The following is a 16,901-nucleotide window of genomic DNA, read 5'->3' as shown; positions in this document are numbered from 1 at the left end:
GGGGTTGAGGGCACTGGTGATAGGAAGTGGGCAGAGCCTGGCGGCCCTACGGGCGATCCAGTGGGTCGATGTCGACCTCGCCAGCTCGGTGACGCGCACGTCCTTGACCAGCCTGCTTTCGTCGGACTCCGCTGACCCTCACCGTCAGGGAGAGCCCCCCTCGCCGGTCGCAATGGGCGACGATGGGCAGGGTCTGCGCACCGCCGTCGAGGTCGGAACCCACGACATCATCCTGCTCGACTGCCTCGAGGAGCGGCTACCAGGACCATCGGGGAGCGGTCAGGCGCCGGTGGCCCTTGGACAGCCAGGCCACCTGGAGCTCTGGCGCCGGGGATGGATGACCTTCATGGACCAGTTGCGTGCCAGCGGGAAGCTGGACCGCCTGTTCGTCCACGAGGCCTACTTCGCCCTGATGGACGACCACGGCACTGCCCATCCCAAGGAGGCGTGGCTCCAGACGCAGAACGACTGGCTCGCGGCGCTCCACGGCATCATCCGGGAATCCCTGCCGCCCGAGCGGATCATCACGGTGGACCCACGTCATCGATGCTTTCGTGCCGACAGGCAAGGTGATCCGATCACATGCGTGGGGAGCTTCCCCCGGGCCTTCGAGAAGGAGCTGCTCGCGGCGCTGGCAGCCAGCCGCCCCGAGCTGGTTCCCGCGGGCGTCACCGTGGAGCCGGTGCCGGTCCTGCAAATCCCGCCTCCCCGACAGTCCACGGACCAGTGCAACCACGAGCGGATGAACCTGGAAGTGGTCCACCACGAGGCAGGCCGGTCCTGGGCCGAGTCGGGTGACTGGCAGGCCGGGGTCCACGTCTTCCGCCTGTCCGACGGCAACCACGTGGACATCCTGGTGAACGAGGAAATCGCCCACGATGGTCCGGAACCGATCGTGGTCTTCCTCAACGGCGCCATGAGCAAGCGCGCCGGCACCACGCCTCCCTACTTCTCGGGACGGTCGGTGTCCGCAGCGCTCGGCACCACATGGGTGGCGGTGAGCGATCCCACGCTGCACCTCGACGAGGAACTGGTCCTCGGCTGGTATGCCGCGAACAGGGAAGTCCAGGAGACGATCGCCTCGCTGCTCGGTGAACTCTCCCGACACTTCGGCCGGAAACTGCTGCTGGCGGGGGGATCGGGTGGAGGTCTTGCCGCACTGCACTTCGCCTCGGTCCTGGGGGGTGGTACGCAGGCCTTCGTCTGGAATCCCCAGACCGACATCCTCGACTACGCGCCCATCTTCGTCCGCAAGTACCTGACCCACGCGATCCCGGGCATCAGCGTGCGGCTGCCCGAGCGCCGCCACCTGGAGAAGATGCTGGCCGCCCGGGGCATCACACACCGCGTCTCGGGTCTGGCCGCGGCTGGAGAGGTGCTGATCCTGCAGAACGCGGCGGACTGGCACCTGGACAAGCACCTCAGACCCCTGATGGCTCGCGAGGGCTGGTCCGAGCGGGACGGCCAGTTCCTGGCGCCGTCGGGCGGGGGAGTGGCACGAGTGCTGGCCTGGGGTGACGGCCACGCGCCATTGCCCGCAGGGATCGTTGTCCAGGGCCTGACCCACATGGTCGCGGGCCACTCGGCTCGGGAGACCGGGGAGCTCGTGGCGCGCCTCGTGTCCGGCTGTGCTGCCCCCGCCGAGCAGGATGGACCCAAGGATCCCGGCCCGCGAAGGATTGCCATCGTGGGCAGCTGCGTCACCCGCGACGCATTCGAGGTCGCCGAGCCGAACCACTACGAAATCTCCCGGTACCTGGCACGTACCGCGCTGGGCAGCATGACGGGCCCTGCGCCCCGAGGACTGGACCCCGACTATGGCCCTCTGGCCTCCGCCTTCCTGCGCCGTACCGTGCGCGACGACATCGAGAAGGGGGCACGTGCCTGGTTGGAGGGTGGTGACTTCGAGACCATCGTCTACGACATGGTGGACGAGCGGTTCCCGGTCCTGGAGTACCCGGACGGGGGACTGGTGACCGCGTCGTGGGAGTTCGGCCAACTCGGGGTCGACACCTCCACGGCCACCGTGCACGAGTTCGGCTCTGCACGTCACACATCCTTGTGGGAACAGGGGTGGACAGACTTCCTCGCGCTCCTCGACCGGATCGGTGCTCGATCGCGACTGGTCGTGCATGCCGCCCCCTGGGTGGCGACGGTCCAGGGCAGTGACCAGCCGGCAGGGGAGGCCACCGAGATCATCGAGGCCAACAGCTGGCTCGCCGATCGTCTGGAACGGATCGCCGGCGACGTCCCGCCCGAGCGGATCATCATGGTCGACGAGCGGCACTGGGTTGCGGACCCGAGCCATCAGTGGGGCGTCTCCCCCTTCCACTACGTCCCGGGGTACTACCGCGACTTCCTGGCCCGGCTGGAGAAGGTCACCTGATCCCTTCGGCGCCGTGGGGACCAAGGGCCCCCACGGCAGCCTGGCCGTGGTGGGCCGGGGTCAGTCGATCGGTTCGACGGCGTAGGTCCTGCCTCCCCCGGCCGGGCAGGAGACCACTGCCTCCGCTCCACCCTTCGAGGCACGCACCTGCGCCGCAGAGCACTCCTCGAGGGAGCTGTTCGCCTTCTGGGCCGCGAGACCCAGGGCGCGGCTGACACGACCGGGATCAAGCTGGGAGAGGTCGACACTGCCACGGGCTGAGTAGAAACGGTCGGCGCGGGGATCCTTCGCGGTCCTGCACGTCTCCGGCGCCACCTGCCCCAGCTCGTGCCCGGGCACGGGAACAGTCACCGTGGGCTGGTGGCACCTGGTGCCTCCAGCAGCGATGGTGGGCACGATGAGCGAGACCGTGTCCTCGGGCCCCAGATTGAGGGCCAGTGGCCCGCCCTGGGGCGCCACTGTTCGTGCGGCTTCAAGTGCCCAGGCGATCCCCTCGGGGGAGAAGCGGTCGGGGGAGGGCGGCAACTGCTTGCCATCCACGAGGACTGCCCTCACCTGCGTGTCGTCCCCGCACTGCACCGAGGTGACCGCGTGACCGGTGGCGACGACCGTGGTCACCATTCGGGAGACGCCATTGCACGCCCGGGAGGCGAGTTCCTGCTGGGAGGCCATGTCGAGCCTGCCCAACGGCAGGGTCGCCACCGGGGTGTAGGAGGCGACATCGATCGCCTTCGGACTGCCTCCCTGGGTGATGGCCCATCCCGTGATGCGTGACTTCTTCGCCAATCGGGCCGTCATGCTGGTGCGGGCACTGACGATGGTGGACACCTCTTCGGTGCCGGCAGCCCTGGTGAGCTGCTGGGCACGCCATGCGATGGTCGACGGGTGGGCGGGGTCCTGCGGGTTGTCGGGGTCAGGGTTGGAGCCACACGCGCCCAGCAAGGGCAGGGTGATGGCCAGGCAGAGCACGGTCAGTCGGGGGATCGGGCGCATCGAGGATTCCTTGTCCGGTTCGGGGATTGGTCGGCGGGGGCCGGTAGCCGTGGCAAGCCGCGGCCGTCAGTGGGTGGGGGTGGGGCCGACGGCCACGTCCACCAGCAGTGGCAGCAGCACGCGGGCGTCGTAGTGCTCGCGCACGAAGGCTTCCTCGTCGCGCGGCATCCGCTGGCGGGCCAGGATCGAATCGGCCAGCTCGGCCGGCGTGGCGGCCAGCCATTCACGCGGGTAGAGCAGGTCGGCACCAGGCCACTCCAGGCAGGCCGGCAGCGCACCTGAGGCGGCGCCGTCGGCCACCGTGAAGTGGAAGGACTCGAAGTCCGAGGTGGACAGCGCGATCCCGATGCCGCGGAACCACTCGGGCATGTCGTCACCGTGGGGGTCGAAGGTGACGGCACCGGGATGTGCCGCATTGATTGCGTCGATGCGGGCGTAGACCTCCTCGTACCAGGCCATCTCCTCGGGACGTTGCGCCATCCACGGGTAGTCGGAGGGCTGCTTTCCCTTGACGCGAAGCCGGTAGCGTCTGTCTCGCCCCAGGACTTCCTCCAGCACGTCGAGGGCGCGGTCCAGTCTCTTGCTGCGCGGCACGATCCCGACTAGGCCCAGGGTGTGCTCGGCCCCCGGCAGCTTGGGCAGGGCCAGCTCGTCCGCACGCACCAGATTCGGCACCACTTGGCAGGAGCCGGCCGGCAGGCCGTGGCTGGCGATCGCCGCGGCCATCACCAGCGGACCCACGAAGACGAAGCGGTCCACCCTCTGGGCGACGATCCGCGACAGGTAGGGGCGGAAGAGCTCCTGGGAGTGCACCCGCACCACCAGCCGCTGACCCGGCCTCACGTGCTGGGAGTACCAGACGGCATTGCCCAGCCCCCACTCGCAGAAGACGACGTCGGCCTCCTCCAGCAGCTCCAGCGAGCGTTCCTCGTCGTGCCGGGAATGGTCCTGCCACTGGTCCAGCAGGACGGTGTGTCCGGCCTCCTCCAGCGCGCCGACCAGTCCGGTGGCGAACTTGAGGTCGTGGCCGGCCACCAGCACGGTCCGGGGCGTGGCCCAGGGCGCCGACTGCTCGACCACGGCCTCCGGTCCGGCCGTCCGGACGGGCGCCAGGAGCAGCTCCACCGAGCTCTCCCGCTCGGTGCGCAGGGCCTCGGCCAGGTCGTCGGCGCCGGTGACGAAGCCGCTGAGGACCAGGCCCTGTGTGGAACCGGCGACACTGACCGGGCGGGCCATCGGTTCGCCGGCACTGGTGCCGGTGGCCACGCGCCAGCCGATGCGCTCCCAGTCGCCATAGGCGGTGGCGGTCAGCAGGTCTTCGAAGTGGGTGCGCGCCACCGGCCGGTCGAGATGCCCGATCCACTCGGCCGAGCACTGGCCCAGCTCGGAGAGGGGACGCACGGCAATGCGGGAGCCCGCCAGGACCGAGGCCTGGTCGACATCGTCGACGAAGACCTCCAGCGGGGGCTGCGACTGGTCCAGCACGGCCTCCAGCAGGTCCTGCTTCCCGTCCACCACCAACCCGTAGGAGGGACGCTCGGGAGCGGCCACCGCCAGGCCCATGGTGCGCAGCATCACGGTGATCGCCGTCGCGATGGTGTGGGAGCGGTGCACAGCGCGCAACTGCCGCCAAGCCTCGGCGACCCGTTCCTGCGGATCGTGCTTCCACGCCCCCAGCAGGGTGCGTGCGGTGAGCGGATCACCCGTGGTGGGGATCAGCCCGGCAAAGGTCTCGTCCACACCGCGACCGGGTCCGGACAGCACCACGCCTCCGCAGGCGGCGATCTCCACCACGCGGCGCGAGTACATGGACGGCGAGTTGCCCACCGAGTTGACGTTCAGGTGGGCCAGATGGGCCTTGTAGGAATGGATCACCTGGTCATAGGGCAGGCTGCCGACGCTGTGCTGGTCCAACTCGGCCGGGAAGCGGTAGGGGGAGTCGGGCAGGGAGGCCTGACGGTCATAGATGGTCAGTCCCAGCGGCTGGGCCACCTGCAGCAGGGTCAGCAGCTGCCGAGAACGGTCCTTGTACCGGTCGCCGTAGTAGGTCCCCGCATAGGCCACGGTGTCGTGGTAGGCCATCTCGGACGGCAGGGGATTGTGGATCAGCGGCTGCGCGTAGAAGGGCATTGCCGAGGCGGTTCGGCTCACCGCCCCCGGCGTGGCCAGGTAGTGGGGCACCATGTCCGCGTCGGTGGTGAAGACGTGGTCGCACAGGCTGGCGGTGGAGCGGAAGCGGTCGAAGTGGACCGGGTCCTCCTTGTTCCAGAAGGCGGTGGGGATGCCGCGCTGCCGGCAGGCCTCCAGCAGCGCCACGATGTCTGCGTGCTCCTCGTCGCCGTAGTCACCGATGCCCCGGTGCCACTGTCCGCCGTTGCCCGACCATGCCGACTCGATCAGCACCGCATCGAGGGACGACTCCTCGAGCTGGTCGGCCCATCGGTGCCGGTCCAGCGGTGTCACGTCGAGCGAGGCCGACAGGGTGCTGGTGGTGAACTCGTCCGCCACGAGACCGACGCGCACCTCGCCCAGGCGAGTGGCGGGGCAGGCGATGGCCAGACTGCGATGCACCTCACGGGCCTGTCGCTGGGCCTCGGTCATTGTCTGCGCCACATGGCTCCAGCGGCGCTCGTCCAGTGTCCAGAGCCTGGCTGCACGACCCAGGTCCTGGCGAAGGCTCGGCGCCTCGACCAGGCGTTGCAGGGCGTCGGCCAGCGCCTCGGCGCTTCCGGCGGTGAAGAGCAGTGCCCGGTCCTGATCGGGGCCCGCCAGGTCACGGTGCGGGGCGACATCGGACATGACCACGGCCTTCATCGAGGCGAAGGCCTCCAGCGGCTTCAAGGGCGAGACCATCTCGGTGACGGGCAGGCTGTGGCGGGGCAGGGGCATGATGTCGAAGGTGCTGATCAGGCGGGGCATCTCCTCCTGCGGAAGACGTCCCAGGAAGAGCACCTCGCGCAGACCGCGCTCGTCACGCAGCTTCTTGAGCGCCTCCAGTTCCGAGCCCGAACCGGCGATCACCACCTGGTGCTCGACCTCGCGTTCCTCCAGCAGGGCGGAGGCCTCGAGCAGCGTGTCGAGTCCCTCGTAGCCCACCAGGCTGCCCGCGAAGCCGATCACCGGCACGTCGGTGCGGATCTTGCGCTGCTGCGCGTACCGCACGTCGCGCGGCAGGGGCAGGAAGACCTCGGGGTTGACCGCATTGGGGGCCACATGGATGCGCGCGGCGTCCACCCCGCGACGCACCAGGTCGTCCTTCACCTGGTCGGTGATGGCCAGCACGACGTCTGCCTCCCGGGCCACCAGGGTCTCCAGCTGCGACTGCAGTTCAAACTGTTCACTGCCCAGGAAGTCGGGCTTGGCGGCGGCAGCGGACAGTTCCCAGAATCCGCGCACCTCGTAGACGAAGGGCACCCCCACCCGTCGGGCGGCGACCAGGGCGGGCAGGGCAGTGCGGAAGTTCGACGCTGCCTGCACCATTTCGGGACGCTGCCGCAGGGCCTCGCGGGTGAAGGCGTCTGCCGCCTCCACCAGGTATCGGTCGGCGGGGGCGGTGGCGAGCCCCGAGCCGGGGAGATGCACATAGGACACCCCGTCGAGCACCCGCTCGGTGCGACGCTGAGGCGGCTTGGCGATGTCGGCCTTGCCGTCCCACGGGTAGCCGGCGCGCGCCACCACACGCAGGTCCACCTCGGTGGACAGAGCTTCGCACACGCCCTTGGTGCGCGTGGAGTACCCGTTGGAGTTGAAGACGGGGGTGGAGTGGACGCAGTACATCACCCTGCCCGGCTCGGGCAGGTAGGCCGTCCTGAGGCTGCGTGGTGGGACGGGGAAGGCTCCGTCACGCAACCGCGCCTCTCCGAGGATCCGCTCGGTGAAGAGGCGGTCCCGATCCGACAGGCCTGCGACGAGTTCGGGCTCGGACTGCACCAGCTGGGCAGCGGCCTCGACCTGGCCGTGCTGGTACCACCGGCGACTCAGCACCCTTTGCAGGGTGACGGGCGAAGGATGGGTGCCGAACTCCTCCAGCAGGGTGGCCAGCGAACGCTGGCCGACCGGCAGTGCCGACTCCCCGTCGAACCGGTCCGCACCCGGCGACGGCTCGGGACGTGCCGGGCCGACGTGGGCGGCAGCGGTCGGCTCGGTGCCCCCACGCCCGCCCCGGAGTCCGCCCAGGGCATGCACGGGGGACAGGACCGCCCTGCCGACCTTCATGCTGCGTGAGGCACGCACCCGGGCAAGGTCCTTCTTGAGCCGCTGGTACTCCTTCTTATAGGCCTCGAGCTTGCCGTGGGCCTCTCCCAGGCGACGGCGCAGGTCGTCGGCCTCCTTCGCCCTGGGGCGTGCCTTCTTCAACTCCGCTTCGAGCAAGGCCACCTTGCGCCGCTGCGCCAGCTCGGCCGTACGCATCCTGAGGAACTCGTCGCGGAAGGCAGCAGGATCCCCCGCGATGGCGTCCACCAGCAGTTGGTCCAGCTCGTCGGGGGTGCGTGTCTCGTCGTCATGGGGCACTGGCCAGTCACCTTTTCGTCTCACCCGTTGCCGGGATGACAGCGCAGCCCCCGCAGGCGGCACCTCGTGCGGTGCCCAGCGCTCATTCGTCTGGGAGCAATGATGCCACCTCCACACAGGCGCGCCAGGCCATCCTTCCTCGGCCGCGCGGTGGTGTCGCCCGGGGATGGAGGCACTGGCGGCCCTAGGCTGAATTCCATACCTGGTTGGAGCAGCGAGAGGTGTGGACAGTGACTGACCCCGAAGACATCGACGTCGTCGACTAGCGGCTTCCCGACCTGCCCATCACCTACAAGCGCACCCGTCGTGAGGAACCGGCGGGGTTGATGGTCTTCATGCCGTCCGCCTTCGTCGGGGCATTGCCGGAGCACGCCCACGCCCCCCAGATTCCCTCGAGGTTCAAGTGGCGCCACTTGGTCCCACGCCAGGAGGTCCTGGCCTTCGCCGATCCCGCGATGCTGCAGCACCCGCGGCTGCGCGGAGCCTGGTACATGCATCCCCGGCACGATGTCATCGAGGCCTTCGCGCAGATCGTCACCGAGATCCTGGACGAACTTCGGCTGGATCCCTCACGCCTGACCATCTATGGATCCTCGCTCGGCGGCTTCGGTGCGATTAGTCTGGCGTCGAGCCTGCCCGGGTCGCGGGCGCTGTGCGAGGTGCCCCAGCTCGATTTCGCCGGATGGTTCCCGACCGCGGTGAAGGAGGTCGAGACCTACATCACCCGCATGCCCATCGAGGACTATCGAGTGCTGCACCCCGAACAGGTCAGCGTCTTGTCGAGGATGGAACGCTCTGGCCACATCCCGGCGATCACGATCATCACCAATCCGGGCGACCGGCTCTTCGAGCAGCAGAAAGGTCTGCTCGACTGGGTCCGGCAATCCGATCTCCCGTCCCAGGGGGAGGTCAACCTGGTGGTGACCACACTCACCGACGGCCACGCGGTGCTGAGCATGAAGCAGGCGACCTCGCTGGTGAACCTCAACGCCTTGGTGGACCAGGTCTGACCTGGGGACACCCCGGCCGACGCAGTTCGGCTGGTCCGGTCGGGGGCGCTGCCGAGGCGGATCAGACCATGACCCGTTTCAGCTGCAGCCCCGCCACCTGCCGCTCCGCCTTCAGGAAGTGGTCGTCGGCCACGTCCCAGGAGTGGCCGCCGTCGGCACCGGAGCGCATCTGCACGAAGTTGAAGGGGTCGGTCGCGATAATCGTCCCGCCGGCCTCCCGCGCCGCGCGCAGGAAGCCGGTGTCCTCGCTGCGGTTCAGGGCCGGGAAGCCCACCTCGCGGAAGACCTCCCGTGTGCCGGTGATGGTCGGGCCGGCGACGAAGTCGGTGCGGCGCCAGGCCATGCCGGGGCTGGCGAGCACCGTGAGGTCGCGCTGGGCCAGGTGCACCCACCGCTCATACTTGCCCACCACCTCGGCGCCGGTGATGCGCTGCGCCGCCAGCAGGTCGGCCAGGTAGTGCGGCAGGTAGAGGTCGTCGTCGTCCATCTTGGAGACGACCGGGGCATCGGCCCGCTCCACCAGGGCATTGAGCACGTCGCCCAGCTGCCAGTCCTGGGGTGCCTCGACGACGTCGACCACCAGGCCGCGCTCCCGTGCCCGCTCGATCCAGGCCTGCTCGGGGGCGAAACCGTGCGCGCCCACCAGGAGCTGCACCTCGACCCCGGACTGCTGCGCGACCTGGCCGAGGGCGTGGTCGAGCTGGTGGGGCCGCTTGGTGGCCAGCACCACGCTCACCTGGCGGTTGGTGCCCACCACCCCCGGCAGTCCGGTGGCGCGCAGCACCTCGTCCACCCGGTGCGAGTAGGTGTGCCCGGCCCACAGCCGGCGCTGCCCGCGATGCACCATGCGGGCGGCATGGTCGGGATCGTCGACGACCAGGCGCAGCTCCCGCACCGCCTCCTCGGTGGAGGCCACCTGCGCCACCCCGTCGCCCAGGAAGTGCTCGATGGCAGGGGTGGGGGTGGTGACCACCGGGGTGCCGCAGGCGGTGATCTCCAGCAGCCGACGGGCGAACATGGTCTGGGAGTCGGTGACCGTGTTGACGTTCAGGAAGGCCTTGTAGGCGCGGTAGGCCGAGAGCATCTGGTCATAGGACAGGCTGCCGACCACGTGCGAGGCATAGGGCTCGGGGAACTGGTAACGCTCGTCGCCGCCCAGGAAGCGGGAGAAGACCTCGAAGCGGCAGTCACCCTGCGGCCCGCCGTGCTCGGCCTCGACGGCCAGCGCCGCGTCGAAGAGCAGCCGCATCTGCTCGCGACGCTCCGGGTACTTGTGCGCGAACCAGGTGCCCGCAAAGGCGATCCCGCGCTCGTGCGCCCCGTCCTGGCGGCGCAGCGGATTGGTCACCCGCTCCTGCACTGCAAAGGGCAGCACCGCCACCCGGTCGTGGCCCAGCGCCTCGCGGTAGCGGGGCAGGCAGGCCTCGTCGGTGGTGAAGACGTGGTCGAAGAGGCGGGCACTGCCGAGGAAGTCCTCGAAGTGGGTGGGGTCCTCCTTGTTCCAGAAGACCGTCGGGATGCCGCGCTCCCGGCAGGCCGCCACCAGCGCCCGCAGCTCGTCCGACGGCGCCTTGCTGCCGGTGAGCTGGTACTGCCAGGTGTCGTGGTTGCCGTGCCAGGCGCTCTCCACGAAGAGCAGGTCGATCTGGTCGACCTGCTCGCGCCAGGTGGACGGCCTCAGCACGACGCTGCGCCACTCGTAGGCGAAGGCGGCGCGGGTGAAGTCGTCGGCGATCGTGCCCACCCGAAGATCGCGCCGCGGCTCGGCCTCCGGCCAGACGAAGGGCCGCACGTCGAGCCCCGACTCGTCGGAGAACAGGCGACTCTCGAAGCGCACGCCCACGCTGCCGCGACGCTTGCGGCGACGATGCTCCCGCAACTGGTCGAATCCGCCGGCACGCAGGTGCCACAGCGCCCGACGCAGGTCGTCGACCATCTGCTGGATGCTCACTGCGTGGCCTCCAGCGAGGCCACCAGGAAACCGTCACGGGCCTGCGAGAGCACCCGGTCGGCGATCTCGAACTCCTTCGAGGCGGTCTTCCACGCCCACCAGCGGTAGGTGCGGGCCACCGTCCTCGCATCGCCGTCGGCAATCAGCTCACCCATGTGCAGCCAAATCGCCCGGGTGCACATCGTCTCGATGGTCTGGGCGGCGTGCGAGACCAGGAAGATGGTGCCCGCGCGCTCCCGGATCCTCTCGATGGTCTCCTCCGAGCGCTTCGCGAAGGCCGCATCACCAGTGCCCAGCGCCTCGTCGATCAGCAGGATCTCGGGTTCGGCGGCCGCGGCGATGGCGAAGGTGAGCCGGGCGCTCATGCCCGACGAATAGGTGCTCATCGGGCGGTCGATGGCGGTGCCGATCCCGGCCAGTTCCACCACCTCGGGCATCAGCTCGGCCGCCCTCTCGGGCGAATGGCCCAGCGCCAGCAGTCCCAGGGTGACATTGCGTCGCCCGCTCAGCTGGTTCACCAGTGCCGCCTGCACGCCCAGCAGCACCGGCGTCGCCGTGGCACTCACCTGGCCCGCATGCGGTGTCTGCAGACCGGCGACCACCCGCAGCAGGGTGCTCTTGCCCGAACCGTTGGCCCCCAGGATGCCCAGGTGCTCACCCTCGTGCACGGTGAAGGAGACACCCTTCAGCGCCTCCACCACCTCGGTGCGGCGGCTCGGCAGCACCAGCTCGGCCATCCGCCCCAGGCCGCGACGCTGCGTCGCGCGGCCCATCTCGGAGCGGTAGCGCACCACGACGTCCTCCACCACCACCGACGGATGGCCGAGCTGTGCATCACTCGGGACGGCCATAGGACACCTCCCCGCGCCAGAACCAGACGAAGCCCAGCACCAGCACGCCCACGGCCCAGGCCGAAAGCTCCAGCCAGTGGCTGGCCGCCGGCACCTGGTCGAACAGCAGCAGCTGTCGGTAGCCGTCCACCAGCAGGAAGAGCGGATTGTGCCGGATGATCCGCGCCAGCCACGGAATGGCGTCATAGCGGTCGATGGAGAACATGATCGCCGAGCCGTAGAGCAGGAAGCGGAAGAAGACCGGGATCACCTTCTTGAAGTCCGGCACCATCGAACACAGCCGGGCGGCGGCGAAGACCAGCCCGGCATTGAAGAGCACCTGCAGCGCATAGAGGGCGGGGAAGAGCAGCACCGCCGCACCGGGCAGCCCGACGAAGGGGATGGTCAGCAGCGCCATCACCACGATCGAGGGCACCGACTCGATCATGTTGCGCACCAGCGAGGCCAGCGGCAGCGCGGCCCGCGGGAAACTGAAGGCCCGCATCAGCCCACGGTTGGCGGCCATCACGCTGGCCGCCGAGGTGACGTCGCGGCTGGTGATGCCGAACATGAAGATGCCGATCACCAGATAGGCAGGAAAGTTCGGGATGTTCGAGGCGAAGAGGAAGCCGAAGATCACCATGTAGATCGCGGCATCCAACAGCGGGTTCAGCACCAGCCACAGGTTGCCCAGCAACAGGCCCCGGTTCTGCGTCACCGCCAGGCTCCACGCCCGCTCGCCGATGAAGTGACGACTCTCCCACAACTGCTGCAGGTAGACGCCCAAGGGGGGCCTGCCGCTGACGGGACGAAGCGGCCGGGGCTCGGCGCTGCGGCGTGGGGGGATCCGCGGTGCCGGCCCTGCATCGGCCGCTGAGCGCAGGGGGGTGCTCATCGATTGCCTTCCAGGGTTCGGTACAGGCGATCGTAGACCTCCGCCGCGTGCTGCCAGGTGCGGCGCGCGGCCCAGGCCCTCGCCTTTGCGACGTGCTCCTGCGTGGCCTGCGGATCGTCCAGCAGGCCGGCGACGGCCCCAGCCAGCGCAGCCGCATCCCCGGCCGGCACCAGCGGCAGGCCGCTCGGCTCCAGCAGCTCCCGCAGCGCCGGCAGATCACTGGTCACCACAGCGCGGCCCAGCGCCATCGCCTCCACCGGCTTCATCGGCGTCACCACCCGGCACACTGGCGTGTCCATCCGCGGCACCGCCACCACGTCGAGCGCCTCCACCCAGGACAGCGCCTCCTCGCGCCCCACCCGTCCGGGAAAGACACAGACATCGGCGATGCCCAGCTCACGCGCCCGCTGCTGCAGCGCCGGACGCTCGGTGCCGTCACCCACCAAGGCACAGCGCACGTCGTGGCCCTCGGCGCGCAGCAGCGCCACCGCCTCCAGCGTGGTGCCGAAACCCTCATAGCCCACCAGCGAACTCACCGCACCGATCCACGACGCGTCCGGCTCGATGCCCAGCCGCTCCCGGGCCTCGCGCCGACTCGTGCTGCGCTGCAGCAGGTGCTCGTCGACGGCATTGGGCACCACGCTGATCCGCTCGGCCGGCACGCCCCGGGCCACCAGGTCGTCCTTCTGCACCTCGGAGAGCACCACCACCGCATCGGCCGCCAGCGCACAGGCGGTCTCGCGGTCGCGCTGCAGCCGCAGGAAGTCACTGTGCTCGGCCCGCTCCCGCACCTGCTCGGGACGCTTCGAGAGCCAGGTGAGCTCCAGCTGCCCGCGCATCTCGTAGATCCACGGCAACCCGAAACGCCTCGCCACCGCCTCGGTGACCAGGCCATTGGTGTAGTCCGTGGTGGTGTGCAGCACCGCCGGGCGCGAGCGCTCCACCAGCCGGGCCAGCCGACGGGCCTGCTCCGCCAGGCGCTGCGGGGTGGCCGCCGGCATCTGCCACGGCACCAGGCGGTGCACCAGCACACCGTCGACCAGCTCGCGGCGCGGCGCTCCCAGACGGCCAATCGTCACCGGATAGCCGAGCCGGGTGACCGCCTCCACCCGCCAGCCCGCCCGCTGCTGGGCCTGCATGATCGCCTGGCTGCGCAGCGTCGAACCCGAGCGGGTGTGCGGCAGTGAGTTGGTGAGCACGTGCAGCACCCGTCGCTGGTCGGGCCGCCAGCCAGGCCGCGGGCCCCGCGCCGGGGGAGCCAGGTGCCCCGGCTGCAGCGCATCCAGGGTGCCCTGGATCCGTCGCCCCAGCCGCGTCGACGGACCCGCCTCGGCCAGCGCGGCGTGGAGGTCACCGGCCTGCAGCTCACGCCGGGCCCGGTCATCGGGGCCCACCAGGCGCTTCGGCACCAGGTCGTGGTGCCCGTGCGCCAGGGCAGCCGCCGCCGCAAAGCGGTCCAGCGGGCCGGTGCCGGGGGAGTGCTCGGCCCAGGCGGCAACCGTGCGCTGCAGCTCGTCGGGACGGTCGGCCAGGTGCGCCGCCACCACCTGCCAGGCCCGCGGACCCCGCCCGGTGCGCACCCGCCGGGCCAGACCGGTGCGACGGGCCAGCTGCACGAAGAAGGTGGCACTGTCGCCGTCCAGGTGCGATGCGATGGTGCCGAGGGTGAGCGCCGCATCCTGCAGCAACGGGCCCAGCCTGTGGGTACCCCGGGACCCTGCGTGCTGCCCGTGCTGGTCAGCGGCCAGTTCCAGCGCCTGCAGCATCGTCGCGGCGCCGCGCTCGGGCGTCGCCCACTGCTCCACCCAGCGACGGCCACCCTCGCCCACCCGCAGGCGCGACGGATCGCTCGCCAGCCCCTGCCACAGCGCCGCCAGCGCCTCGGCATCGTCGGGGGCCGTGACGTCACCGGCACCGGACTCGACGACGATCCGGGCCGCCTCACCCGTCACGCTCGCCGAGACGTGCCGGCCACTGGCCAGCGCCTCGTACAGCTTGGAAGGCACGGTCAGCTCCATGCCGCTCCAGCCGCGCAACATCACCAGCACCGAATCGGCCCAGGCATAGTGCTCGGCGACATCCCCGCCGTGCACCCGCTCGACGAAGTCCACCGGCGCACCCAGCCGCTCGGCCAGGCGGCGCAGCGGCACCTCGTGCACACCGCTGCCCACCAGCCGCAGCCGCACCGAAACCCCCGCCCGGTGGGCGATCGCCGCGGCCCGCACGGCTGTGGCCAGCTTCTGGGCCCGGCCGAAACTGCCCAGGTAGAGCACGTGCAGCTCACCGTCGGGCTCGCGCAGGGGCACCGGCCTGCCCGGGCGCAGCGCCACATTGCGCGCCAGCAGCACCGGGGCGAAACCGTCGGCCTCCAGCCCCGTGCGCAGCGACTCGCTGGTCACCACCACCGCGCTGGCATGGCGCTCCATGCGCCACATCAGGCGCGCCAGCGGCCCGGCGAGCACCGCAGTGCCGCCCGGTGCCGGCGGGCGGCTGGTGGTGCCGTCGTCATTCCAACTGGCCATCTCATCCAGCAGGTGCGGCCAGGCGTCACGCAGCTCCAGCAGCAGGGGGGCGCGCCGCAGGTGTGAGACCGCCCAGCCCAGCGGCAGCGTCGACAAGGCCGGGACGGTGGCCAGCACCACGTCGGGACGGGGGGTGCGCAGGGCCAGCAGCAGCGACTGCGCCAAGGCCAACGCCTCATTGGTGATGCGGCGGCGAATCCCCAGGCCCGGCACCAGGGCGCGCACCTCATGCACCTCCAGACGGGGGTCGTCGACGGTCAGCCGCGGCTGGTTGCGCCACAGCGGCACCACCACGTCGAGCTCGTGCCCGGCCTCGCGCAGGGCCCGGCCCATCCACTCCCAGCGGTCGGCGTGGACCCCCGGCTGCGGCGGGAAGTGCTGGGTGAGCAACAGGATGCGAATCTCGACTCCTCGGAGAGTTCATGACGAGCGTGCGACCCTGAACAAAACACTTTCCTGAATGCTGGCTGGAAAGCAGAAGGCCCCTCGCGTCGGTCCCCCCGAACCTATGCAAGCGATGATAGCGTCACCGACGCCCCCGCATCGCTCTCACCCCCGGAGAAGACCTCGTGGACTCGACCATTGCCGTCATCGGCCTGGGTTACATCGGACTCCCCACAGCAGCCGTCCTGGCCCGCGCCGGACTCGACGTCATCGGCGTCGACGTCAGCGACCGCCACGTCGAGGCCGTCAACCGCGGCGAACTGCCCTTCGTCGAGGAAGGGCTGGGCGAGGTCGTCGCCGAGGTGGTCAAGGCCGGCAAGCTCACCGCCACCAAGCAGACCCCCAAGGCCGACGTCTACATCATCGCCGTCCCCACCCCCTTCGCCGAGGGCCACAAGGGCGACCTCAGCTACATCGACGCCGCCACGACGGCCATGGCTCCGCAGCTGGAGGGCGACGAGCTGGTCATCCTCGAGTCCACCTCGCCCCCCGGCACCACCGAGCACGTCCGCGAGGTGCTGCTCGCCGCGCGCCCCGAACTCACCGGCGTCCAGTTCGCCCACTGCCCCGAGCGCGTGCTGCCCGGCCGCATCATGGTGGAGATGGTCACCAATGACCGCATCGTCGGCGGGCTCACCCCCGAGGCGGCCCAGCGAGCCTGCGACCTCTATGCCACCTTCTGCGAGGGCACGCTGCACCAGACCGACGCCATGACCGCCGAGATGGCCAAGCTCACCGAGAACGCCTTCCGCGACGTCAACATCGCCTTCGCCAACGAGCTCAGCCTGATCAGCGACCGCCTCGGGATCGACGTGTGGGAACTGATCGAGCTGGCCAACAAGCACCCGCGCGTCAACATCCTGCAGCCCGGGCCCGGCGTCGGCGGCCACTGCATCGCCGTCGACCCCTGGTTCATCGTCTCCAGCACGCCCGAGGAGGCCCAGCTCATCCGCACCGCCCGCGAGGTCAACGACGCCAAGCCCGAATGGGTCGTCGGCCAGGTGCGCCAGGCCGTCGAGCAGCTCGTCGCCGGCGGCACCCAGCAGCCGACCGTCGCCTGCCTCGGCCTGGCCTTCAAGGCCGACATCGACGACCTGCGCGAGTCGCCGTCGGTGGGCATCGTGCAGACCCTGGCGCGCGAGCTCGACCAGGCCACCGTCCTGGCCGTCGAGCCGAATGTGGACGAGCTGCCCAAGAACCTGGCCGGCCGCGGCGTCACCCTGACCAGCCTCGACGAGGCACTCGAGCAGGCCGACATCGTCGTGCTGCTGGTCGACCACGCCCCCTTCCGCAGCCTGGACCGCTCCCGCCTGGAGGGCCGCACGGTCATCGACACCAAGGGCCTGTGGCGCTGATCC

General features: G+C 70.2%; 9 protein-coding genes. 3 read left to right on the top strand and 6 right to left on the bottom strand.

The features are described from left to right. Positions 1–172 precede the first annotated feature (172 nt). Positions 173–2,386, top strand: coding sequence for a DUF6270 domain-containing protein (locus ACYVKA_RS03295; RefSeq protein WP_460702950.1), 2,214 nt, complete (start codon positions 173–175; stop codon positions 2,384–2,386). 60 nt (positions 2,387–2,446) lie between these two features. Here the strand turns inward: ACYVKA_RS03295 and ACYVKA_RS03290 are convergent, their stop codons facing one another. Together ACYVKA_RS03290 and ACYVKA_RS03285 are read right to left on the bottom strand one after the other, a co-directional pair. Further along, positions 2,447–3,379, bottom strand: a complete 933-nt coding sequence (locus ACYVKA_RS03290; RefSeq protein WP_460702948.1) for a hypothetical protein — start codon at positions 3,377–3,379, stop codon at positions 2,447–2,449. 66 nt (positions 3,380–3,445) lie between these two features. Then, positions 3,446–7,891 (bottom strand): glycosyltransferase, encoded by a 4,446-nt coding sequence (locus tag ACYVKA_RS03285; RefSeq protein WP_460702945.1) that lies wholly within the window; start codon positions 7,889–7,891, stop codon positions 3,446–3,448. Positions 7,892–8,304: 413 nt separating this feature from the next. On the opposite strand from ACYVKA_RS03285, the gene ACYVKA_RS03280 reads away from it, so the two are divergent. After that, entirely contained in the window at positions 8,305–8,901 is a 597-nt protein-coding gene (locus ACYVKA_RS03280) for a hypothetical protein (RefSeq protein WP_460702943.1), read from the top strand. Positions 8,902–8,962: 61 nt separating this feature from the next. Here the strand turns inward: ACYVKA_RS03280 and ACYVKA_RS03275 are convergent, their stop codons facing one another. From ACYVKA_RS03275 to ACYVKA_RS03260, 4 genes are read right to left on the bottom strand one after another with little or no spacing between them, the layout of a single operon-like run. Continuing rightward, a complete protein-coding gene (locus tag ACYVKA_RS03275) occupies positions 8,963–10,852 on the bottom strand; it encodes a glycosyltransferase family protein (protein ID WP_460702941.1) in 1,890 nt (629 codons plus the stop codon). Next, complete coding sequence (locus tag ACYVKA_RS03270) at positions 10,849–11,703, bottom strand: ABC transporter ATP-binding protein (protein WP_460702939.1); 855 nt, start codon at positions 11,701–11,703, stop codon at positions 10,849–10,851. Before ACYVKA_RS03270 ends, ACYVKA_RS03275 begins: the two co-directional genes overlap by 4 nt. After that, positions 11,687–12,577, bottom strand: coding sequence for an ABC transporter permease (locus ACYVKA_RS03265; RefSeq protein ID WP_394277420.1), 891 nt, complete (start codon positions 12,575–12,577; stop codon positions 11,687–11,689). Before ACYVKA_RS03265 ends, ACYVKA_RS03270 begins: the two co-directional genes overlap by 17 nt. Beyond that, on the bottom strand, positions 12,574–15,489 hold the full coding sequence (locus ACYVKA_RS03260) for a glycosyltransferase (protein ID WP_460702937.1): 2,916 nt from the start codon (positions 15,487–15,489) through the stop codon (positions 12,574–12,576). The genes ACYVKA_RS03265 and ACYVKA_RS03260 overlap by 4 nt, the downstream gene beginning before the upstream one ends. A 179-nt stretch (positions 15,490–15,668) precedes the next feature. Between ACYVKA_RS03260 and wecC the strand changes: the two genes are divergently transcribed. Continuing rightward, positions 15,669–16,898, top strand: a complete 1,230-nt coding sequence (wecC, locus tag ACYVKA_RS03255) for a UDP-N-acetyl-D-mannosamine dehydrogenase (RefSeq protein ID WP_460702935.1) — start codon at positions 15,669–15,671, stop codon at positions 16,896–16,898. Positions 16,899–16,901 lie beyond the last annotated feature (3 nt).

It is taken from the genome of Luteococcus sediminum (genome assembly GCF_054783495.1).
The sequence above is the reverse complement of the archived record's forward strand: the minus strand, read 5'-3'. Positions and strand labels throughout refer to the sequence as shown.

Coding starts and splice junctions, on each gene's coding strand:
- ACYVKA_RS03295 (WP_460702950.1), top strand. CDS start 173: ATGGGCGACGATGGGCAGGGTCTGCGCACCGCCGTCGAGGTCGGAACC.
- ACYVKA_RS03290 (WP_460702948.1), bottom strand. CDS start 3,379: ATGCGCCCGATCCCCCGACTGACCGTGCTCTGCCTGGCCATCACCCTG.
- ACYVKA_RS03270 (WP_460702939.1), bottom strand. CDS start 11,703: ATGGCCGTCCCGAGTGATGCACAGCTCGGCCATCCGTCGGTGGTGGTG.
- ACYVKA_RS03265 (WP_394277420.1), bottom strand. CDS start 12,577: ATGAGCACCCCCCTGCGCTCAGCGGCCGATGCAGGGCCGGCACCGCGG.